The organism is Pseudomonas sp. N-1-13 (genome assembly GCF_057787095.1).
In genome coordinates this window covers 529,738-550,027 of the sequence record NZ_JBYNRI010000001.1, presented here as the reverse complement: position 1 = coordinate 550,027, position 20,290 = coordinate 529,738, and the positions used below count along the sequence as shown (strand labels likewise).

Annotated in this window: 21 protein-coding genes; 14 read left to right on the top strand and 7 right to left on the bottom strand. The window is 61.9% G+C overall.

Going from position 1 to position 20,290, the window contains the following annotated elements:
• The first annotated feature begins 136 nt into the window (after positions 1–136).
• From urtB to ureC, 10 genes are all read left to right on the top strand, one after another.
• Entirely contained in the window at positions 137–1,639 is a 1,503-nt protein-coding gene (urtB, locus tag AC3I65_RS02475; protein ID WP_488523435.1) for an urea ABC transporter permease subunit UrtB, read from the top strand.
• Positions 1,639–2,715, top strand: coding sequence for an urea ABC transporter permease subunit UrtC (gene urtC / locus AC3I65_RS02470; protein ID WP_047227363.1), 1,077 nt, complete (start codon positions 1,639–1,641; stop codon positions 2,713–2,715). Before urtB ends, urtC begins: the two co-directional genes overlap by 1 nt.
• Positions 2,715–3,575 carry an urea ABC transporter ATP-binding protein UrtD gene (gene urtD, locus AC3I65_RS02465; RefSeq protein WP_047227437.1) on the top strand — a complete coding sequence of 287 codons (861 nt, stop codon included), beginning with the start codon at positions 2,715–2,717 and terminating at the stop codon, positions 3,573–3,575. The genes urtC and urtD overlap by 1 nt, the downstream gene beginning before the upstream one ends.
• Before the next feature lie 132 nt (positions 3,576–3,707).
• Complete coding sequence (urtE, locus tag AC3I65_RS02460; RefSeq protein WP_047227362.1) at positions 3,708–4,406, top strand: urea ABC transporter ATP-binding subunit UrtE; 699 nt, start codon at positions 3,708–3,710, stop codon at positions 4,404–4,406.
• A gap of 30 nt (positions 4,407–4,436) precedes the next feature.
• Positions 4,437–5,288 carry an urease accessory protein UreD gene (locus tag AC3I65_RS02455; RefSeq protein WP_047227361.1) on the top strand — a complete coding sequence of 284 codons (852 nt, stop codon included), beginning with the start codon at positions 4,437–4,439 and terminating at the stop codon, positions 5,286–5,288.
• Between the two features lie 179 nt (positions 5,289–5,467).
• Positions 5,468–5,770 carry an urease subunit gamma gene (ureA, locus tag AC3I65_RS02450; RefSeq protein ID WP_047227360.1) on the top strand — a complete coding sequence of 101 codons (303 nt, stop codon included), beginning with the start codon at positions 5,468–5,470 and terminating at the stop codon, positions 5,768–5,770.
• Between the two features lie 9 nt (positions 5,771–5,779).
• Positions 5,780–6,313, top strand: a complete 534-nt coding sequence (locus tag AC3I65_RS02445; RefSeq protein ID WP_047227359.1) for a GNAT family N-acetyltransferase — start codon at positions 5,780–5,782, stop codon at positions 6,311–6,313.
• A 5-nt stretch (positions 6,314–6,318) separates the two neighbouring features.
• Positions 6,319–6,852 (top strand): GNAT family N-acetyltransferase, encoded by a 534-nt coding sequence (locus AC3I65_RS02440; RefSeq protein ID WP_003197345.1) that lies wholly within the window; start codon positions 6,319–6,321, stop codon positions 6,850–6,852.
• Entirely contained in the window at positions 6,849–7,154 is a 306-nt protein-coding gene (locus AC3I65_RS02435) for an urease subunit beta (protein WP_014336352.1), read from the top strand. The genes AC3I65_RS02440 and AC3I65_RS02435 overlap by 4 nt, the downstream gene beginning before the upstream one ends.
• 141 nt (positions 7,155–7,295) lie before the next feature.
• Positions 7,296–8,996 (top strand): urease subunit alpha, encoded by a 1,701-nt coding sequence (gene ureC, locus AC3I65_RS02430; RefSeq protein WP_047227358.1) that lies wholly within the window; start codon positions 7,296–7,298, stop codon positions 8,994–8,996.
• A gap of 140 nt (positions 8,997–9,136) precedes the next feature.
• Here ureC and AC3I65_RS02425 read toward each other — a convergent pair whose 3' ends face one another.
• Together AC3I65_RS02425 and AC3I65_RS02420 are read right to left on the bottom strand one after the other, a co-directional pair.
• Complete coding sequence (locus tag AC3I65_RS02425; protein ID WP_047227357.1) at positions 9,137–9,436, bottom strand: chaperone modulator CbpM; 300 nt, start codon at positions 9,434–9,436, stop codon at positions 9,137–9,139.
• Between the two features lie 50 nt (positions 9,437–9,486).
• On the bottom strand, positions 9,487–10,428 hold the full coding sequence (locus AC3I65_RS02420) for a DnaJ C-terminal domain-containing protein (protein WP_047227356.1): 942 nt from the start codon (positions 10,426–10,428) through the stop codon (positions 9,487–9,489).
• A gap of 297 nt (positions 10,429–10,725) precedes the next feature.
• Between AC3I65_RS02420 and AC3I65_RS02415 the strand changes: the two genes are divergently transcribed.
• Positions 10,726–12,000, top strand: a complete 1,275-nt coding sequence (locus AC3I65_RS02415; protein ID WP_047227355.1) for an Hsp70 family protein — start codon at positions 10,726–10,728, stop codon at positions 11,998–12,000.
• A 132-nt stretch (positions 12,001–12,132) separates the two neighbouring features.
• Here AC3I65_RS02415 and AC3I65_RS02410 read toward each other — a convergent pair whose 3' ends face one another.
• From AC3I65_RS02410 to AC3I65_RS02395, 4 genes are all read right to left on the bottom strand, one after another.
• Positions 12,133–13,146: an AI-2E family transporter gene (locus AC3I65_RS02410; RefSeq protein ID WP_047227354.1), complete on the bottom strand. Its 1,014-nt coding sequence runs from the start codon at positions 13,144–13,146 to the stop codon at positions 12,133–12,135.
• 232 nt (positions 13,147–13,378) lie between these two features.
• A complete protein-coding gene (locus AC3I65_RS02405; RefSeq protein WP_047227353.1) occupies positions 13,379–13,669 on the bottom strand; it encodes a PsiF family protein in 291 nt (96 codons plus the stop codon).
• 213 nt (positions 13,670–13,882) lie between these two features.
• Positions 13,883–14,773, bottom strand: a complete 891-nt coding sequence (locus AC3I65_RS02400) for an esterase/lipase family protein (RefSeq protein ID WP_047227352.1) — start codon at positions 14,771–14,773, stop codon at positions 13,883–13,885.
• A gap of 69 nt (positions 14,774–14,842) precedes the next feature.
• Complete coding sequence (locus AC3I65_RS02395) at positions 14,843–15,481, bottom strand: FMN-dependent NADH-azoreductase (protein ID WP_047227351.1); 639 nt, start codon at positions 15,479–15,481, stop codon at positions 14,843–14,845.
• A gap of 138 nt (positions 15,482–15,619) precedes the next feature.
• Here AC3I65_RS02395 and AC3I65_RS02390 point away from each other — a divergent pair, with 138 nt between their 5' ends.
• On the top strand, positions 15,620–16,561 hold the full coding sequence (locus tag AC3I65_RS02390; protein ID WP_047227350.1) for a LysR substrate-binding domain-containing protein: 942 nt from the start codon (positions 15,620–15,622) through the stop codon (positions 16,559–16,561).
• Between the two features lie 56 nt (positions 16,562–16,617).
• A complete protein-coding gene (locus AC3I65_RS02385) occupies positions 16,618–17,148 on the top strand; it encodes a ferritin-like domain-containing protein (protein WP_488523434.1) in 531 nt (176 codons plus the stop codon).
• Positions 17,149–17,257: 109 nt separating this feature from the next.
• Here AC3I65_RS02385 and AC3I65_RS02380 read toward each other — a convergent pair whose 3' ends face one another.
• Entirely contained in the window at positions 17,258–19,333 is a 2,076-nt protein-coding gene (locus AC3I65_RS02380) for an AsmA family protein (RefSeq protein ID WP_076382880.1), read from the bottom strand.
• A 386-nt stretch (positions 19,334–19,719) separates the two neighbouring features.
• On the opposite strand from AC3I65_RS02380, the gene AC3I65_RS02375 reads away from it, so the two are divergent.
• Entirely contained in the window at positions 19,720–20,184 is a 465-nt protein-coding gene (locus tag AC3I65_RS02375) for a hypothetical protein (protein WP_047227347.1), read from the top strand.
• The last annotated feature ends 106 nt before the right edge of the window (positions 20,185–20,290 follow it).

The window sequence follows — 20,290 nt, the reverse complement described above, 5'->3', positions numbered from 1 at the left end:
TAACCCTGCTGATCGTTCCCACGCTCTGCGTGGGAATGCCTCACCGGACGCTCTGCGTCCACCATGGGACGCGGAGCGTCCCGGGCTGCGTTCCCACGCGGAGCGTGGGAACGATCAAACACGCAAGGCCAAGCATATGCCCACCGCCCTCTACCGCCTCATCCTCGCCCTGGTGCTGCTGTTGCCACTGGAGGCCCACGCCGGTGATGCCGAAGATTTCCTCGCCGCCAAGCCGCCCCAGCAAGCCACGCTGCTGGAAACCTGGGCCGCGCAACCGGAACCTGAGCGTGTCGAACTGATCAACGCCTTGCAACAAGGCCAGTTGACCGTCGACGGCCAGCCCAAGACCCTGCGCCTGAACAACCGCTTGCGAGGGTTGATTGAAACCGCCCTGGCCAGCCATCAACTATTGGCCGCTGACGCCAGCGTGCGCCTGAGCGCCGCCCAACAACTGCAAAAAAGCGCCCGCCCGGCCCAACTGGCGTTTCTCGATCGGCAACTGGCCGGCGAGCAGGACGAAGACGTGCATGCAGCCCTGAGCCTGGCGTTGGCGAACCTGCAACTGGTGGACCCCAACCCGTCGGTTCGCCTGGCTGCCGTGCGGCTACTGGGGGAAACCGGCGATCCGTTGGCCCGCACCCGCCTCGAAGGCCTGCTCGAACCCGGCGTTGAAACCGACGCCACGGTACGCACCGCCGCCGAAACCAGCCTAGGCCAGGTCAAGCGCAAGCTGCTGATCGGTGAATTGCTGGGCCAGGCCTTCAGCGGCATGTCCCTGGGCTCGATCCTGCTCCTGGCCGCCCTGGGCCTGGCAATCACCTTCGGCCTGCTGGGGGTGATCAACATGGCCCACGGCGAGATGCTCATGTTGGGGGCCTATTCCACCTACGTGGTGCAGATGCTGTTCCAGCGCTTCGCCCCGAATGCCATCGAGTTCTACCCGTTGATCGCCCTGCCGGTGGCGTTTTTCATCACCGCCGCCATCGGCATGGCCCTGGAGCGCACGGTGATCCGTCACCTCTATGGGCGCCCCCTGGAGACTCTGCTCGCCACCTGGGGCATCAGCCTGATGCTGATCCAACTGGTGCGCCTGATGTTCGGCGCGCAGAACGTTGAAGTCGCCAACCCGGCCTGGCTGTCCGGCGGCATCCAGGTACTGCCGAATCTCGTACTGCCCTACAACCGCATCGTGATCATCGCCTTCGCCCTGTTCGTGGTGGCGCTGACCTGGCTGTTGCTGAACAAGACCCGCCTGGGCCTGAACGTGCGCGCGGTGACCCAGAACCGCAACATGGCCGCTTGCTGCGGCGTGCCCACCGGCCGCGTGGACATGCTCGCTTTCGGCCTCGGCTCGGGCATCGCCGGGCTTGGCGGCGTGGCCCTGAGCCAGATCGGCAACGTCGGCCCGGACCTGGGCCAGAGCTACATCATCGACTCGTTCCTGGTGGTGGTGCTCGGTGGCGTCGGTCAGTTGGCCGGCAGTGTGTTCGCCGCGTTCGGGCTGGGCATCGCCAACAAGATTCTTGAACCGCAGATCGGCGCCGTGCTCGGCAAGATCCTGATCCTCGCGCTGATCATTCTGTTCATCCAGAAGCGTCCGCAAGGCCTCTTCGCGCTCAAAGGACGGGTAATCGACTGATGAACCAGCCCCTGATGCTCACGGCCGCGCAAAAGGCCGGCCCGAAAGTCACCCTCGCCGTCGGCGTGGTGATCCTGGCAGTGCTGTTGAGCCTGCCGCTGCTGTCGCTGTTGGCAGTGGATAACCCGCTGCATGTCTCGGCTTACACCCTGACCCTGGTGGGCAAGATTCTCTGCTACGCCATCGTCGCCCTGGCGCTGGACCTGGTCTGGGGCTACGCCGGCCTGCTCTCCCTGGGTCACGGTCTGTTCTTCGCCCTGGGCGGCTATGCCATGGGCATGTACCTGATGCGCCAGGCCGCCGGTGACGGCTTGCCGGCGTTCATGACCTTTCTGTCGTGGAGCGAATTGCCCTGGTACTGGAGCGGCACCGACAGCTTTGTCTGGGCCATGTGCCTGGTGGTGCTGGCACCGGGGTTGCTGGCGCTGGTGTTCGGCTTCTTCGCCTTCCGCTCGCGGATCAAGGGCGTGTATTTCTCGATCATGACCCAGGCCCTGACGTTTGCCGGGATGCTGCTGTTTTTCCGCAACGAAACCGGGTTTGGCGGCAACAACGGCTTCACCAACTTTCGCTCGATCCTGGGCTTTGGTATCACCGAGCCGGGCACCCGAGCGGTGCTGTTCCTGGCCACGGTGCTGCTCTTGGTGGCGAGTCTGTTCATCGGCTGGCGCCTGGCCCGCAGCAAGTTCGGCCGAGTGCTGACCGCCCTGCGCGACGCGGAAAACCGCCTGATGTTCTGCGGCTACGATCCCCGTGGCTTCAAGCTGTTCGTCTGGGTATTGAGCGCGGTGTTGTGCGGCCTGGCCGGGGCGTTGTATGTGCCGCAGGTGGGCATTATCAACCCCAGCGAAATGTCGCCGACCAACTCCATCGAGGCCGCCGTGTGGGTGGCCCTCGGCGGGCGCGGCACGCTGATCGGGCCGCTGCTCGGGGCCGGTGTGGTCAACGGCATGAAGAGCTGGTTCACCGTGGCCTTTCCCGAGTACTGGCTGTTCTTCCTCGGCGCGCTGTTCATCGTTGTGACCCTGTATCTGCCCAAGGGTGTGATCGGGCTACTCAAGAAAAGGGGCGAATGATGCGAATCACACCCACAGCCGATTTCATGCTCGAACCCATACTGGATCCCAACAAAGACCAAGGCAGCAGTCGCGACGCCATCGGCCTCGGTCAGGCCGCCGGCAAGGGCCTGAACACCCGTCACGGCACCATCCTGACCCTGGAAGACATCAGCGTCAGTTTCGACGGTTTCAAGGCCCTGAACGCTCTGAACCTGTACATCGGCGTCGGCGAATTGCGCTGCATCATCGGCCCCAACGGCGCGGGCAAGACCACGCTGATGGACGTGATCACCGGCAAGACCCGGCCCAGCCACGGCAAGGCCTGGTTCGGTGAAACCCTGGACCTGACGAGCATGAGCGAAGTGCAGATCGCCCAGGCCGGCATCGGTCGCAAATTCCAGAAACCCACGGTGTTCGAAGCCTTGAGCGTGTTCGAGAACCTGGAGCTGGCGCTGAAAACCGACAAATCGGTGTGGGCCAGCCTGCGGGCCAAACTCACTGGCGAGCAACACGAGCGCATCAGCGAAGTGCTGGAGACCATCCGCCTCACGACGTCGGTCAATCGCGCCGCCGGGTTGCTGTCCCACGGGCAGAAACAGTTTCTGGAGATCGGCATGCTGCTGGTGCAGGACCCACAACTCTTGCTGCTCGACGAACCAGTGGCGGGCATGACCGACGCCGAAACCGAGTTCACTGCCGAGCTGTTCAAATCACTGGCGGGCAAGCACTCGCTGATGGTGGTGGAACACGACATGGGCTTCGTCGGCGCGATTGCCGACCACGTCACCGTGCTGCACCAGGGCAGCGTGCTGGCCGAAGGGTCGCTGGCGCAGGTGCAGGACAATGAGCGGGTGATCGAGGTGTATCTCGGGCGCTGAGGCGCAAAATTGCTTTTTATGTGGGAGCGAGCCTGCTCGCGATGGCGGTGTGTCAGTCAGCATCCATTCTGAATGTTCTGACGCTATCGCGAGCAGGCTCGCTCCCACAGGGGTTCGAGGAGAATCTGGAAAATGCTGCAAGTCGACAAGCTGCACCAATACTACGGCGGTAGCCACATCCTGCGCGGCCTGTCATTCGACGTGAAGGTCGGCGAGGTGACGTGCCTGCTGGGCCGCAACGGCGTGGGCAAGACCACCCTGCTCAAATGCCTGATGGGCCTGTTGCCGGCCAAGGAAGGGGCGGTGAGCTGGGAAGGCAAACCCATCACCACCTTCAAACCGCACCAACGGGTGCACGCCGGTATTGCCTACGTGCCTCAGGGCCGGGAGATTTTCGGACGGCTGACGGTGGAAGAAAACCTGCTGATGGGCCTGTCGCGTTTTCCCGCCGCCGAGGCCAAGGAGGTGCCGGCGTTCATTTACGAATTGTTCCCGGTGCTGCTGCAAATGAAACAACGCCGTGGCGGTGACCTGTCCGGTGGCCAGCAACAGCAACTTGCCATTGGCCGGGCCCTGGCCAGCCGTCCGCGCCTGCTGATTCTCGACGAGCCCACCGAAGGCATTCAACCGTCGGTGATCAAGGAGATCGGCGTGGTCATCAAGAAACTGGCGGCCCGGGGCGACATGGCGATTTTGCTGGTGGAGCAGTTCTACGACTTCGCCGCCGAGCTGGCCGATCAATACCTGGTGATGTCCCGGGGCGAGATCGTGCAGCAGGGGCGCGGAGAAAATATGGAAGCCGAGGGTGTGCGCGGGCTGGTTACGATCTAGTCTGTAGCGCTCTAACGATAATCGGAAATCATGAACCTACCTGTCTCCTTACTGGCGCCTTCGGCCCTGTTCACCCCCAGCTGGCATGCCGAGCTGGAACTGGGTTATGCCCGGTTCGGTGACTGCACGCGTCCGGTGCAGCGCCGCCACAAAGGTCCGCTGCGGGTGCAAAAACACCTGTACGCCGAGGGCCCCGAAGTGTGCCAACACATCATCGTCCACCCGCCCGGCGGAATTGCCGGCGGTGATCGGTTGGACATCGCGGCCCACGTCGGCCCCGCTGCCTGGGCGCAGTTGACCAGTCCCGGCGCGGCCAAGTGGTATCGCGCCGCCGGCCCGGCCTATCAGCAACTGAACCTGAGCGTGGCCGCGGGGGCGACCCTGGAATGGCTGCCCCAGGAAACCATCGTCTTCAGCGCCGCCCAGGCCGAACTCAGCACCAGCATCGACCTGCAAGGTGACGGGCGCTTGTTCTACTGGGACATGGTGGCCCTCGGCCGGCCGGCCAGCGGTGAACGATTTGACCTGGGACACTTCCAGTCGCGGCTGGACATTCGCCGCGACGGGCAGTTGCTCTGGCATGAACGCCAGCGCATTGTGGGCGGTGACGGGTTGCTCGACTCGCCCATCGGGCTGGGCGGCGATCCGGTGTTTGCCACGTTGTTGGTGACCGGGGAAATCGATAGTGCGTTGCTGGAACAGTGCCGATCCCTGGGCCATGACGTGCGCGGCGACCTGACCCAATTGCCCGGCCTGATCGTGGCCCGATGTCTGGCGAGCGAGGCGCTGCTGGCGCGGGGTTGGTTGATTGAATTGTGGCGTTTGCTCAGGCCTGCATTGCTTGGAAGAGAGGCCATGCCGCCCAGAATCTGGAGTACATGAATCTGCTTTCCTGTGGGAGCGAGCTTGCTCGCGATGGCGATGGCGATGGCGATGGAACATTCAACATTAATGTCGACTGACACACCGCTATCGCGAGCAAGCTCGCTCCCACAAAGGATCTCCCACAAGGAGATCTGTGTTTACAGCAAGAATTTTTTATCTGCCCTTATGGATTGCACATGGACCTGACCCCACGCGAAAAAGACAAGCTGCTGATCTTCACCGCCGGCCTCGTCGCCGAGCGGCGGTTGGCTCGCGGCTTGAAGCTCAACTACCCGGAGGCGATGGCCTATATTTCCGCCGCCCTGCTCGAAGGCGCCCGCGACGGCCAGACCGTGGCCGAACTGATGCATTACGGCACCACGCTGTTGACCCGCGAACAGGTAATGGAGGGCATCCCGGAAATGATCCCGGAGATCCAGGTCGAGGCGACGTTTCCCGACGGCACCAAACTGGTCACTGTCCACCAGCCGATCGCGTGAGGCCGCACCATGACCTATGACATTCGAGACGCCCGCCACGCCGACTTGCCAGCGATCCGTGACATCTACAACGACGCGGTGCTGAACACCACGGCGATCTGGAACGAACAGGCCGTGGACCTGGGCAATCGCCAGGCATGGTTCAGCGCCCGGCAATCGCAAGGCTATCCAGTGCTGGTGGTGGTCGATGACGAGGATAACGTCCTCGGCTATGCCTCGTTCGGCGACTGGCGACCCTTCGATGGTTTCCGGCACACCGTGGAGCATTCGGTGTACGTACGTGATGACCAACGCGGCAACGGCCTGGGCTCACTGTTGATGACGGCCCTGATCGAGCGCGCCAGGGCGTGCGGCAAACACGTCATGGTCGCGGCCATCGAAAGCGGCAACGCCGCCTCGATTCGCCTGCACGAGCGGGCCGGTTTCATCACCACCGGGCAGATGCCCCAGGTGGGCACCAAATTCGGCCGTTGGCTGGACCTGACTTTCATGCAGTTGATCCTCAACCCAGGGGCGCTACCGCCTGCCGTCGACAAGGAGTGATGCCTATGAACCCCGCCCAGTTGCGTCGAGTCCACGCCGAGAGCTTTGCACATTATCGCCAGGGCCTGATCGATCTGTTGCTCGACGCCGTCGGCTATGGCGCCAGCGTGGGGTTCATGGCCGATCTCGATGCGGTCCAAGCACGCGCCTATTTCGATGAGGTTCAGGCCAGTCTCAACCAGGGCCACTTGCTGCTGTGGGTGGTGGTCAAGGATGAACAGGTGCAGGCCAGCGTCCAACTTGCCCTGTGCCAGAAACCCAACGGCCTCAACCGTGCCGAAGTGCAAAAGCTGCTGGTGCGCGGCGAGGCTCGCCGCCGCGGCCTGGGCCAGCAATTGATGAGCGCCCTGGAACTCGGCGCCCGCCAGCACAAGCGCGGCCTGTTGTACCTCGACACGGAGGCTGGTTCCGAGGCCGAGGCATTCTACCGCGCCATGGGCTACACCCGCGTCGGTGAACTGCCCGACTACTGCCAGAGCCCGGACGGGACGTACACCCCGACCGCCATTTACTACAAGACTTTGGGGCAACCGCAATGATTCCAGGCCAATACCAGGTCCAGCCCGGCGACATCGAACTCAACGTCGGTCGCCGCACCCTCACCCTGAACGTCGCCAACAGCGGCGACCGGCCGATCCAGGTCGGCTCGCACTATCACTTTTTCGAAACCAACGACGCCCTGACCTTCGACCGCGCCGCCAGCCGTGGCATGCGCCTGAACATTCCGGCCGGCACCGCGGTGCGCTTCGAACCGGGCCAGAGCCGCGAGGTGGAACTGGTGGATTTGGCGGGGCATCGCCGGGTGTTCGGGTTTGCCGGGCGGGTGATGGGCGACCTGTAAGTCATAGGGTGCCAGCACCGGCCCCATCGCGAGCAGGCTCGCTCCCACAGGGGAATGCGATCAACTGTGGGAGCGAGCCTGCTCGCGATGAGTGAGCGAAGCGAACGGTTTCCACATTCAATTGAATTCCAAGGCAAGCACATGAAGATTTCGAGACAAGCCTACGCCGACATGTTCGGCCCCACCGTCGGCGACAAGGTCCGCCTGGCCGACACCGAACTGTGGATCGAGGTGGAAAAGGACTTCACCACCTATGGCGAAGAAGTGAAATTCGGCGGCGGCAAGGTGATTCGCGACGGCATGGGCCAGAGCCAGCTGCTGGCCGCCGAGGTCGTCGACACGCTGATCACCAACGCGCTGATCATCGACCATTGGGGCATCGTCAAGGCCGACGTCGGTCTCAAGGACGGGCGCATCAAAGCCATCGGCAAGGCCGGTAACCCGGACATCCAGCCCGATGTGACCATCGCCATTGGCGCCAGCACCGAAGTGATCGCCGGTGAAGGCATGATCCTCACCGCCGGCGGTATCGACACCCACATTCACTTCATCTGCCCGCAGCAGATCGAAGAAGCCTTGATGAGCGGTGTCACCACCATGATCGGCGGCGGCACCGGCCCGGCCACCGGGACCAATGCCACCACCTGCACCTCCGGGCCGTGGCACCTGGCGCGCATGCTCCAGGCCGCCGACGCTTTCCCAATGAACATCGGCTTCACCGGCAAGGGCAACGCCAGCCTGCCAGAGCCGTTGATCGAGCAAGTCAAGGCCGGTGCCATCGGCCTGAAGCTGCACGAAGACTGGGGCACCACCCCGGCAGCCATCGACAACTGCCTGAGCGTGGCCGACCAGTACGACGTGCAGGTGGCGATCCATACCGACACCCTCAACGAATCGGGTTTCGTGGAAACCACCCTGGCCGCGTTCAAGGGCCGCACCATCCACACCTACCACACCGAAGGCGCCGGTGGCGGCCATGCGCCAGACATCATCAAGGCCTGCGGCTTTGCCAATGTGTTGCCCAGCTCCACCAACCCGACCCGGCCGTTCACCCGCAACACCATCGACGAACACCTGGACATGCTGATGGTCTGCCATCACCTGGACCCGAGCATCGCCGAAGACGTGGCCTTCGCTGAAAGCCGCATCCGTCGTGAAACCATCGCCGCCGAAGACATCCTCCACGACCTGGGCGCGTTCTCGATGATCAGTTCCGACAGCCAGGCCATGGGCCGCGTCGGCGAAGTCATCACCCGCACCTGGCAGACCGCCGACAAGATGAAAAAGCAACGCGGCGCCCTGCCCGGCGATGGCGAAGGCAACGACAATTTCCGCATCAAGCGCTACATCGCCAAGTACACCATCAACCCGGCGATCACCCATGGCATCAGCCATGAAGTGGGCTCCATCGAAGTGGGCAAGTGGGCCGACCTGGTGCTGTGGCGCCCGGCGTTCTTCGGCGTCAAGCCGACCTTGATCCTCAAGGGCGGGGCGATTGCCGCCAGCCTGATGGGCGACGCCAACGCCTCGATCCCAACACCGCAACCGGTGCACTACCGACCGATGTTCGCAAGCTTCGGCGGCTCGCGGCACGCCACCAGCCTGACGTTCATCAGTCAGGCCGCCGCCGAGGCGGGGCTGCCCGAACAGCTTGGACTAAAGAAGAGAATTGCCGTGGTCAAAGGCTGCCGGAATGTGCAGAAAACCGACCTGATCCACAACGACTACCTGCCGAACATCGATGTCGATCCACAGACCTACCAGGTCAAGGCCGATGGGGTGTTGTTGTGGTGTGAACCGGCTGATGTGCTGCCGATGGCGCAGCGCTATTTTCTGTTTTGAATGGAGTGAGGACCTGAGAGCAAGACTTGTGGGAGCAAAGCTTGCTCGCGATACAGGTGCCTCAACTCTTGAGAACCGAGTTGAATTCATCGCGGGCAAGCCTTGCTCCCACAGGTTGGCGCTTGTTCATTGAGCGTTTTTTACTCCACCAACCGCCCCAACCGCTGCTTGAGCATGCGGTTTTCGCTGCGCAGTTGCTGCACTTCTTCCAGCAGGTCCAGCGCCAGGGCGACACCTTCCCATTCCAGTTCCAGCTCGCGGCGCAGCTTGGCCGCACGCCGGGCCAAGACCAGTTCGTAATCGGTGAAGCGCCAATCCGCCGGGGCCGCGCCATGGGGTTCGAGAATGCCATGCTCGACGATTTCGATCACATGGACATCCGCCAACGCAGCGGCCTCGCAAAATTCCATCAGGTTCAGTTCAATGATCGGGTTGTTCATGGTCTGCTTCTCCCAATGCTTTAACTGTCGAGTCTAGCGCCTCAAAACAGTCAGAAATTCTCCCGCGGATCGAACGCAGCCTTCTTCGCCAGCTCCGCCCACAACGCCTTGACTGCCTCGTCGCTGGCCTTGGGCATCACGGCCTTGAGCTGTACGAACAGGTAACCGCGCTCGCCGGCCTTGTTGCGCAGGCCGTGGCCCTTGGCGCGCATGCGCTGGCCGTTCTGGCTGCCGGCCGGAACCTTGAGGTTGATCTTGCCGGTGAGGGTCGGCACCGCCACTTCAGTGCCCAGCGCCAATTCCCACGGCGCCAGGGGCAAGGTGATGATCAGATCCTGGCCTTCGACGTCGAACTTGGGGTGCGGGGCAAAACGAATGGTCAGGTACAAATCGCCATTGGCACCGCCGCCAATACCCGGCGCACCCTGGCCCTTGAGGCGGATGCGTTCGCCGTCGGTCACGCCCAGGGGAATCTTCACGTTCAGGCTTTTGCTGGTATTGCTGACGTGCTGGCCGGCGGCGTTGTACTGCGGCACCTGGAAGCTGACCTTCTTCGATTCGCTCGACAGGGTCTCTTCCAGGAAAATCGGTAGTTCCATTTCCACGTCTTGCCCTCGACGGCCGGTGCTGCGGCCTGACTGTCCGCCACCGAAACCCGGCCCGCGATTACCAAAAATCGAGCTGAAGAAATCCGAAAAATCGCCGGTGTCCTGTCCACCGCCAAAGCCGCCCCGGCTTTGCCAGCCCGGCGGTCCCTGGAAAGGCTGGCCGTGCTGGCCATAGCGACGCAGGTCATCGTACTCGGCGCGTTTGTCGGCGCTCTTCAGCGCTTCATAGGCTTCGGAGACGTCCTTGAATTTGGTCTCGGCATCCTTTTCCTTACTCACATCCGGGTGGTATTTGCGGGCCAGTTTGCGATAAGCAGCCTTGATCGTGGCGTCATCAGCCGTCGGCTCCACACCCAGAATCTTGTAATAGTCTTTGAAGTCCATCGAAGGATCACCATCCGTTATCGATATCGCACCGCCACCCGCAGCATGCTCGTGATACAAGTCCTGGGGTTTGACCGATCTCAAGGTTTGTGACCGGGCGGCGCTTCAGAAGTTTATCGGCAGCCGGTGGCGGTTCTTGTACTCGCCTTGTGGCTGCCAGGCCCATGCCAGCAAGTTTGGGGGTGCGACGCTGTCTTTCAAGGCCAGAGTTTACGAATTAGCAGATAACCGGCCTTCGAATCCGTGCCGCACTGACATACACTGCGCGGCCGTTTTTTCAACTGGAATCCGAAAGACATGAAAAACGCATCTCCGGCCCGTGCCTGCGGCATCGACTTCGGCACGTCCAACTCCACTGTCGGCTGGCTGCGCCCCGGCATGGAAACGCTGATTGCGCTGGAGGACGACAAGATCACCCTGCCCTCGGTGGTCTTTTTCAATCTCGAGGAACGCCGCCCGGTGTATGGCCGCCTGGCCCTGCACGAGTACCTGGAAGGCTACGAAGGCCGGCTGATGCGCTCGCTCAAGAGCCTGCTGGGGTCCAAGCTGATCAAGCACGACACCAGCGTGCTGGGCACGGCCATGCCGTTCAAGGATCTTTTGGGACTGTTCATCGGCCAGTTGAAGAAGCGCGCTGAGGCCACCGCCGGTCGGGAATTCGAAGAAGTGGTACTGGGTCGCCCGGTATTTTTCGTCGACGACGATGAAATGGCCGATCAGGAAGCGGAGAACACCTTGGTGGACGTGGCCCGCGCCATCGGCTTCAAGGAAGTCTCGTTTCAGTATGAGCCCATCGCGGCGGCCTTCGACTATGAGTCGACCATCGAGAGGGAAGAGCTGGTACTGATCGTCGACATCGGTGGCGGTACTTCGGACTTCTCCCTGGTACGCCTGTCGCCCGAGCGGCGCACCCATGACAACCGTCACGCCGACATCCTCGCCACCGGTGGCGTGCACATCGGCGGCACCGACTTCGACAAGCAGCTCTCGCTGGCCGGCCTGATGCCGCTGTTCGGCTACGGCAGCCGCATGAAAAGCGGCGCCTACATGCCCACCAGCCACCACATGAACCTGGCGACCTGGCACACCATCAACGCGGTGTACTCGCAGAAATCCACCCTGGCTCTGGGCAGCATGCGCTACGACATCGAAGACACCGGCGGCATCGACCGGTTGTTCAAGTTGATCGAACAGCGCGCGGGGCACTGGCTGGCGATGGAAGTGGAAGAAACCAAGATCCAGCTGACCCACTCCGACCAGCGCCATTTGCTCCTGGACCGGATCGAGGCAGGCCTGAGCGTGGACCTGAGCCGGGAACTGTTCGAATCGGCCATCGACGGCCTGCTGGAGCGGGTGCGCGGCAGCGTCACGCAATTGCTCAACGATGCCAACGTACGCGTCGATCAGGTGGATACGGTGTTCTTTACCGGTGGCTCCAGCGGCATCCCGGCACTGCGCAACAGCGTCTCGGCGATGCTGCCCCAAGCGCGGCATGTGGAAGGCAATATCTTCGGCAGTATTGGTAGCGGGCTGGCGATCGAGGCGATGAAGCGCTACGGCACGCAGGTCTGATTCAAGTTCTGCGGCGCATCTATCGCGAGCAGGCTCGCTCCCACATTGAACCGCATTCCCTCTGAAGGAACTCGCTCAACGGTGGGAGCGAGCCTGCTCGCGATGGCGTCAGAACAGGCGACGCCGATCAGATCAAACCATCCCCACCTGCTTCAACTCACTCTTCAAGTAAGCATAATAAATCGGCCCCGCCACCACGCCCGGCAGGCCGAACGCCGCTTCGAACACCAGCATCGCCATGAGCAATTCCCAGGACTTGGCGCTGATCTGCCCACCGACGATGCGGGCATTGAGGAAGTATTCGAGCTTGTGGATCACGATCAGGTAACCCAGCGCCGCCATTGCCACCCAGATCGACAGCGACAAGGCGACGATGGTGATCAGGGTGTTGGACATCAGGTTGCCAATGACCGGCAGCAGCCCCAACAGGAACGTCATGACGATCAGGGTCTTGGTCAGCGGCAGGTGGATGCCGAACAGCGGCAGCACCACCGCCAGGAAAATCCCGGTGAAGAAGGTGTTGAGCAGGGAAATCTTGATCTGGGCGAACACAATGTTGCGGAACGCCTTGACCAACAGGCTCAGACGGTCGAACAGCGCCGCCGCCAGGGGCTTGCGCTTGGTCAGGTCGGGGATGCGCTGCAGGGCGACGATAGCCCCCAGGACCATGCCGATCAACAACGTCACGAACATGTGGGCCGCATCCTTGCCCACCAACTGCAGCTCGCTCAGGTGCTTGCTCATCCAGTCGCCAATGGCCACCCGAAACTCGGCCGCGCTGGCCGGCAGGTAGGCGTCGATGAACGGTGGCAACTGCCCCCGGGCGCGGTCGACCACCGTCATGAACATGTCCAGGGATGCGCCAGGGTTTTCCGCCTCATGGAGCAGGAAACTGAAGGCCCCGGCGAAAATCAACGACAGCACACTGACCACCAGCGTGCCCAGCAGCGCCACCGCCAACCAGCGGGCCCGCCGGCCCTCGATCAGCCGTTGCAACTGCGGGGTGAGCATGTTGACCAGCTCGAACACCAGCAAACCGGCCAAAAGGCTCGGCAACAGGCGCAGTGGCAGCACCAGCAACAACCCACCAAAAATGATCACCCAACTGATCACCAACAAGACATGACGCTGAGAAAACGTTGGCATACAGCCTCAGAACAAAACGGCGTGAAAGGATCGGCAGTCTGCCAGCGTTCCACCAACAGCACTAGGGATTGTATCGGCTGACCTCGATCACAGTGCAGGTGTTTTTTTGTAGCGCCTTTGCCGGCCCCATCGCGAGCAGGCTCGCTCCCACAATGGACCGGGCAGTGCAAATCAACTGTGGGAGCGAGCCTGCTCGCGATGAGGCCTTCACCGTCTGAAAAAATCCCGGCGGTTATTTTTTCTTCAGACACTCACTCATGAACGCTTTACGCGCATCGCCTTTCAGTGCCTGGGTCGTGGCCGTGGCGTTGCAGGTTTTCATGCGTTCCTGCGGGGTGCTGGCATCGACGGGGGTGGCCTTGAGGCAGTTGCTCATGAAGGCTTTGCGCTCGTCTCCCTTGAGGGCCTTGGCGGTGGCGTCGGCATTGCAGGTGGTCATCTTGTTCTGTTGGGCCGTGGCGGCGAAACCCTGGGAAGACAGCAGCAACCCGATCACCAACAAAGGAACACGCAGCATCTTCATGATGTTTTCTCCTGGCTGCCGCACGATGGGTACGGCGATGAGGTGCAGTGTAGACAACGCCTGTTACACCTTCATCTGCGCGAATTTCCGTGCCTGATTGACCGTCATCGCGAGCAGGCTCGCTCCCACAGTTGACCGCACTCCGCCAGAAGAAACCCAATCCGAATGTGGGAGCGAGCCTGCTCGCGATGACGGACAACCCGACCTGAAGCCCTACACGCCGGCAGCCTTCAACCGCTGCGCATGCTCGACGAACAAGCGAACCGGCTCGGCGCCCTTGCCCACCAGCCCCAGCGACTGGTTGATGATATCGAAGTGATCCAGCGGATAGTCATCGCCGATCACCGTGCCCAAATGCGAGCTGTAACGCCCGACCATGCCGTCGCACTGCCCGGCCTCACGCACGAAAGTGCGGGCGAACAGCCGGCAGCTCCGGTGGGTGCCATCAAACAGGTTACGCCCCCTGTTGGTCTTGCCTGGCTGCAAGGTTCCGGACCAGGAGTAATAACGCACGCCATTGACCACTTCCGGTCCGTTCCCGCCCCACGTTTCTGGCAGGCCCTGGGGATATTGCTGGTTGAACAGGGCCACGCCCGCGGTAGTGAGAGAGGCGTGGGACGCCTGGATATCCACCGGCAACCGGGGCCCGCGATAACCGGTTTCCAGCAGGCTCATCAGGGCGCCGATCAACCGCAGCAAAGCACTGAGCAGGCGACCCTTGGCGCTGTTGGCCGGGTAATGGGCCTGCAGGTAATCAGCCAGCTCGGACCCATGGTTGGTGCCGGCCACCGAAGTGACCGATGCCACCAGGTCCGGGCGCTTGGCCGCCGCGTAGCGTGCCGTGAGGGCGCCCTGGCTGTGGCCGATCAGGTTGACCTTCTGCGCACCGGTTTGCGTGAGGATCTCCTCGATCCGCGCGAGCAACTGCTCGCCGCGCACCTCGGATGAGTGCAGCGGTGACACCTGCACAGCAACCACCACTGCCCCACCCCGGCGCAACGCCGAGACGATCCCGTACCAATACGGATACAGCACCAGACGAATGAACCCGAGCATTCCGGGGACCAGCACCAGCGGGTAACGAGTGGCGCACTGTTGTGACATGGCGACATCCTTGATCAATAGGTGGTCAGCATCGGTATCGATGATGACCAGTCTATGACACCCGCGCCATCAGAACGTCTGCGCCAACCCCAGCAAGCGTTGCTCGGCCTCGGCACAGGATTGGGCGAAACTGCGCTCAGCCGACTCCTCACCTTCGGCGGCAACCACCGTCACATCGGTGATACCGATAAAACCCAGCACGGTGCGCAGCAGCGTGTCGGCGTGGTTCATCCCTTCAAGCTGACCACCCGGCCCGAAACCGAAGTCGCCACGACTGGTCACGATCAGCGCTTTCTTGCCCAGTACCAGCGGTTCGTACTGCGACACACCGTTATCCAGGCTGTGGTTGAACGTCAGCCCGATCCGCACGATCTGGTCGATCCAGGCTTTTACACCGCTGGGCACGCTGAAGTTGTGCATGGGCGCGGAGATGACCAACCGATCATGGGCCTGCAATTCCGTCACCAATGCATCACTGAGTGCCAGATCCGCCTGCATGGTCAACGGTCGGGCTTGCGGTTCGGGGTAGAACGCCGCCGCGATGAACGCTTCGTTGACCGGAGGAATCACGGTGCGCCCCACTTCGCGCCGGCTCAGCTGGGAGTGCGGATGGGCCGCCTGCCAGGCCGAGACAAAGCTTTCGGTCAGGCGTCGGGAGTGAGAACGCTCGCCACGAGGGCTGCCATGCACGACAAGAATTTTACTCATCTGAATCTCCTTGGGTTGCGACTACAATCAATAGAACTTTTCGGCTTCAAGCTTGATATCCAACGCTGTAGTCGGGCAAATGAGGGCTCGTCACGCAAGATGAGTTAATTTCACCCATGGCACTTCAGGAGATCAGTAATGTTTGCCACGCTGCCCCTCAACGCACTGCGGGCCTTTGAGTCTGCCGCACGGCTGCTCAGCTTCAAGGCTGCGGCGGCGGAGCTGTCGGTGACACCCACAGCGGTTTCCCATCAGATCCGCGCCCTGGAAACCTGGCTAGGTGTGCAGCTGTTCGAACGCCAGCCGCGCCAGGTGCGGCTCACCGACGGCGGCCAACGCTTGTTCCACAGCCTGCACGGGGCCCTGCTGGAAGTGGCGCAAAGCGTCGACACCCTGCGCCCGCAACGCACCAACACTCACCTGACACTGTCCACCACCGCAGCGTTTGCCACCCTGTGGCTGGTGCCGCGCCTGGGCCGGTTTTATGCGCGTCATCCGAATATCAACGTGCGCCTGGACACCCACTGCGAAGTGGTCGATCTGCATCAGGACGCCAGCGTCGATCTGGTGGTGCGCTACAGCCTGGACAGCTACCCGAACCTGTACGGCCTGTGCCTTTTCGATGAACACTTCGGCGTGTACGGCTCGCCGGAACAAGTGGCCCTGGCCGCGCAGAGGCAGCCCACGCTGATCAGCGTGCGCTGGCACAATTCCAAACTGTATGCCCATGGCTGGGAAGCCTGGTGCGCTCAGGCCGGCGAAACCTGGCTGGCCCGGCAACCTTGCATGCGCGAGTACGATGAGGAGCATTACGCCCTGCAAGCGGCGATAGCCGGGCAAGGCCTGGTACTGGCGAGCAACATCCTCGCTTCCGAAAGCCTCGCCAGTGGCCTGTTGGTGGCTTATCGGCCGCAGATTCAGGTCAACGGCGCTGGCTACAGTGCCCTGTGCGTTCCAGGCCGTGAACGCCATCCGCCGGTGCGGGCATTCTTCCAGTGGCTGGAGGAAGAGGCGCGGCAGTCCGCTCATGCACTGAAAAATTCGGTAAAACTTTTCGAGGATCGCGTCACTCAGATTTAGAGCGATCACGCCAACAGAGCGTGACGCCCTACCGGATCAGCCTCCAGGAGAATGCTATGAGTGACATGCACCTATCCGATGTAACCACCCTGCGCGAACGGGCACGGCAGAACGTGCAGAACGGCGCGGTGACCGAGGGCTACAGCGCCGATCGACCGGAAGTCATTCGCCTGCTCAATGAAGCGCTGGCCACGGAGCTGGTGTGCGTGCTGCGCTACAAGCGCCACTACTTCATGGCCACCGGCCTCAAGACCAGCGTGGCGGCCAGCGAGTTTCTCGAACACGCCAACCAGGAAGCCGAACACGCCGACAAGCTCGCTGAGCGCATTGTGCAGTTGGGCGGCGAGCCGGAGTTCAACCCCGACCTGTTAACCCGTAACTCCCACGCCCAGTACGTGGCGGGGAACACCCTCAAGGAAATGGTCTACGAAGACCTGGTCGCCGAACGGATCGCCATCGACAGCTACCGGGAAATCATCCAGTACATCGGCGAAAAGGACCCGACCACCCGGCGAATCTTCGAAGACATCCTGGCTCAGGAAGAAGAGCATGCCGATGACATGGCCGACATCCTGGCCGATTTGTAATACCGCTATCGCGAGCAGGCTCGCTCCCCCATTGAATCGTGTCCTGTCGCGGTCGATGTGGGAGCGAGCCTACTCGCGATGGGGCCAGTAACCTCACCGCAAAGCCTGGCTAGCGGGTTGGTTTGACCGTCACCGGTGCCTTGCCGGCCTTCATCTGCTCCAGCAACGGCGCACACTGGTTCGGCTCGCCACCGCTGGGCGCAACCAGGGCCAACAACCCGGCCGCCGGCGCGGCAATGACGCCCAGCGCCACCATCCCGGCCCCACGCAGCATCAACGGCACGGCCTTGACGCCCGCCGCGGGCTTGGCGAAGGTGCCGCGCACGTACAAGGGCGAGCGCAGGGAAATCAAGCGCCAGCCCTTGGACTCCGGAGTGATGGTCAGGTCCAGTTGTTCGGTGGCCATGTTCGCCGTGCCATCGACATAAATGATCGCGTTCGCCGTGTCGAACACGAACAGGCGAGTGGTCGCCAGGCCGGTCTTGATGTCGAAGTCCGCCGCCGCGCAGTTGATCTTCACTTCCTCGTCGCCAAAGATTTTCCCCACCACATAGTTACCGACGTTCAGCCCCGCCAGTTCCATCAGCTCCCGACTGATGGCGCCGTCGTTGATGAGCATTTTCAACGTGCCGTTGGAGGTGCCCAGCAACGCCGCCACCGAATTGCCACGGCCGGTGATATCGGCATCGCCGTTCAGCTCACCGAAGCTGGTTTTCATCGGCGCGAAACCGGGGAACAACTCCTTGAGCTTGAAACCCCGCGCCGTCAGCTTCGCCTGTCCCTCAAGGGGCCGGGTGCGGCCGTTGAGGCGGATCTGCGCGTCGAGCCGGCCACCGGCCACACCGAAGCGCAGGGGCTCAAGGCTTAGTTGGCCGTCGTTGAGCACCAGATGCGTGTAAAGGTCGGTGAACGGTAACTGCTCACTGTGGACGATTCGTTTGCCAGTGAACTCCACATCGGCATCCATCACGCCCCAGCGCTCGGTACGAAACTCTTCCACGGGCAGCACTTTGTCGGACGGCTGTTTGCTCGCGCCGCCTCGGGCCTTTTGTTCGGCGTTGGAATCGGCGCCGATCAGGGGGGCCAGGTCGCTGAACAACAGTTGATTGGACACCAGCGCGCCACTGAGTTTTGGCCGCGGCTGGCTGGCAACGTAGGCCAGGTCACCGTGAATATCGCTATCGCCGATCTTGCCGTTGAAGGCCTCATAACGAAACAGTGCCCCGCCGGGCTCGTGGAGTTTGGCGATCAGGCGGCCATCGGTGGAATAGGGCGGCGAATCCGGCAGGGTCACGCCGGTCAGCGGATAAAGATTGGCCAGGCTGTTCCCGGCCAGCTTCAAGCGCAGATCCAGCGCCCCCAGGTTCATCGGGTCGGTCAGCGTGCCGGCCAGTTCGACACGGGTATCACCGATCTTCGCCTGAGCCTGCAACGGAAAAGGTTGCGAGGCATCCTGCAGAGCCAACAGGCCACCGACCTTGCCGGAGCCTGCCAGGTTCTGCCCGTGGTACTGGCCGTTGACCTTGAAGGCAAACGCATAATCCTGGGGAGCCGCACCTGCGTCCCGGGCTTTTTTCGCAGCATTGTCGCCGACGATATCGCTGAACGGGATGGGTTTGCCCAACGGGTCGATCAACAGGTCCAGGCGGGTTTTCAGCGTCTGGTCATCAATAGTGACATGGCCTTTGTCAAAGCCGATGGTACCAATGTCCACGACCCAGCTGGACGGCTCGGCGTCGGGGTCTTTCGGATCGAACTCGAACGTCCAGTTGGCGCGACCATCGGCCAGGCGTTGCAGGTTGGCGTCGGGCTCGGTCAGGTCGATGCGGGGAATTGCCACTCGCCGGGCCAGCAAGGCCAGGGGCGAAATGCGTAATTCGACGCGCTTGAGCGTGACCATTTGCGCAGTTTTCGACCAGTCCGGGTTGCCCAGGCTCAAGTCTTCGGCCACCACATGGGGCCACGGCACCCAGGCCCGCCAGCCGCCTTCCAGCGGTTCGCGCTGCCAGACCACCGCCAGGTTGCCATTGATGGCGAACGGGCGATGCAACTCTTCGGAAACCTTGGCATTGAGCGGCGGCTTTATCCGGTTCCAATCGAAGAACGCGATGACCAGCACCAATACGGCCAGCAGGAAAACAAGGCTGGCGAAGGTCCAGGCGAAGATTTTTGAGGTGCGCGTCATGCACAAGGCTCCTGATGACAAATCTGCGTCCGGACGGCGACGCCTTGGAAACACGAGCCTGTAATCGGCTCGTTGTGAAGAGTAGGACTGGCGATACGGCCAACTGGTTTAACACTTTGGGCGACGGGCGGTACAAAAAACTGAAAAAATCCTGACCAAACCGCCAACTACCTGTTACCGCCCCCGCACTTTTGCGTGGCATCAATGGGTACAAAATACCCACTGCGGTGCAAAACCACGCCTCGCAAAGGCCCGTTCTAGAGCCTTTCCACAGAACAATCAATTCCGTTGATTATTACCATTGCCTTTATGAACTTTTATATCGACTTATCGAGAGTAGCATTGCCTCCGTACCCACTTTATCGCCCTCCCAAGGAGCAATGATCATGAAACGCCAATTACTGATGAGCCTCACCCTTTCAATGCTGGCCTCCACTGCTTTCGCACTGCCAGCCTCCGAACAAGCCACGCCGCAGGTTAAAGACAGCCGTTCGGTCTATAGCCAGACCGTTGCTGAAGATGGCTTCGACCAGACCCGTCAAGGTCAGGAAGTGGCTGAAGGCGGCTACGAACGTACCCCTCAAGGTCAAGAAGTAGCTGAAGGCGGCTACGAACGTACCCCTCAAGGTCAAGAAGTAGCCGAAGGCGGCTACGAACGTACCCCTCAGGGCCAGGAAGTGGCTGAAGGTGGCTACGAACGTACCCCTCAGGGTCAGGAAGTCGCTGAAGGTGGCCGTGACCGCCTGGAAGAAAAAGGCCTGGTTGAAGGTGGCTACGAGCGCACCCCACAGGGCGCCATTGCCGAAGGTGGTGGTGACCGTGTGATCGAACGCAACAGCGCAGTGAGCTGAGCCCATGGTGGCCTGGAAAAAAGCCCGATTCCTGCAATCGGGCTTTTGACTTTCCGAGAACCTCGTTTTCCCCGCTATATCCCCCTCTACCGTTCGACGTCGGCAA

Excerpts from the sequence above, each read along its gene's own strand:
- urtB (WP_488523435.1), top strand. The coding sequence starts at position 137 with ATGCCCACCGCCCTCTACCGCCTCATCCTCGCCCTGGTGCTGCTGTTG.
- urtC (WP_047227363.1), top strand. The coding sequence starts at position 1,639 with ATGAACCAGCCCCTGATGCTCACGGCCGCGCAAAAGGCCGGCCCGAAA.
- urtD (WP_047227437.1), top strand. The coding sequence starts at position 2,715 with ATGCGAATCACACCCACAGCCGATTTCATGCTCGAACCCATACTGGAT.
- urtE (WP_047227362.1), top strand. The coding sequence starts at position 3,708 with ATGCTGCAAGTCGACAAGCTGCACCAATACTACGGCGGTAGCCACATC.
- AC3I65_RS02455 (WP_047227361.1), top strand. The coding sequence starts at position 4,437 with ATGAACCTACCTGTCTCCTTACTGGCGCCTTCGGCCCTGTTCACCCCC.
- ureA (WP_047227360.1), top strand. The coding sequence starts at position 5,468 with ATGGACCTGACCCCACGCGAAAAAGACAAGCTGCTGATCTTCACCGCC.
- AC3I65_RS02445 (WP_047227359.1), top strand. The coding sequence starts at position 5,780 with ATGACCTATGACATTCGAGACGCCCGCCACGCCGACTTGCCAGCGATC.
- AC3I65_RS02440 (WP_003197345.1), top strand. The coding sequence starts at position 6,319 with ATGAACCCCGCCCAGTTGCGTCGAGTCCACGCCGAGAGCTTTGCACAT.
- AC3I65_RS02435 (WP_014336352.1), top strand. The coding sequence starts at position 6,849 with ATGATTCCAGGCCAATACCAGGTCCAGCCCGGCGACATCGAACTCAAC.
- ureC (WP_047227358.1), top strand. The coding sequence starts at position 7,296 with ATGAAGATTTCGAGACAAGCCTACGCCGACATGTTCGGCCCCACCGTC.
- AC3I65_RS02425 (WP_047227357.1), bottom strand. The coding sequence starts at position 9,436 with ATGAACAACCCGATCATTGAACTGAACCTGATGGAATTTTGCGAGGCC.
- AC3I65_RS02420 (WP_047227356.1), bottom strand. The coding sequence starts at position 10,428 with ATGGACTTCAAAGACTATTACAAGATTCTGGGTGTGGAGCCGACGGCT.
- AC3I65_RS02415 (WP_047227355.1), top strand. The coding sequence starts at position 10,726 with ATGAAAAACGCATCTCCGGCCCGTGCCTGCGGCATCGACTTCGGCACG.
- AC3I65_RS02410 (WP_047227354.1), bottom strand. The coding sequence starts at position 13,146 with ATGCCAACGTTTTCTCAGCGTCATGTCTTGTTGGTGATCAGTTGGGTG.
- AC3I65_RS02405 (WP_047227353.1), bottom strand. The coding sequence starts at position 13,669 with ATGAAGATGCTGCGTGTTCCTTTGTTGGTGATCGGGTTGCTGCTGTCT.
- AC3I65_RS02400 (WP_047227352.1), bottom strand. The coding sequence starts at position 14,773 with ATGTCACAACAGTGCGCCACTCGTTACCCGCTGGTGCTGGTCCCCGGA.
- AC3I65_RS02395 (WP_047227351.1), bottom strand. The coding sequence starts at position 15,481 with ATGAGTAAAATTCTTGTCGTGCATGGCAGCCCTCGTGGCGAGCGTTCT.
- AC3I65_RS02390 (WP_047227350.1), top strand. The coding sequence starts at position 15,620 with ATGTTTGCCACGCTGCCCCTCAACGCACTGCGGGCCTTTGAGTCTGCC.
- AC3I65_RS02385 (WP_488523434.1), top strand. The coding sequence starts at position 16,618 with ATGAGTGACATGCACCTATCCGATGTAACCACCCTGCGCGAACGGGCA.
- AC3I65_RS02380 (WP_076382880.1), bottom strand. The coding sequence starts at position 19,333 with ATGACGCGCACCTCAAAAATCTTCGCCTGGACCTTCGCCAGCCTTGTT.
- AC3I65_RS02375 (WP_047227347.1), top strand. The coding sequence starts at position 19,720 with ATGAAACGCCAATTACTGATGAGCCTCACCCTTTCAATGCTGGCCTCC.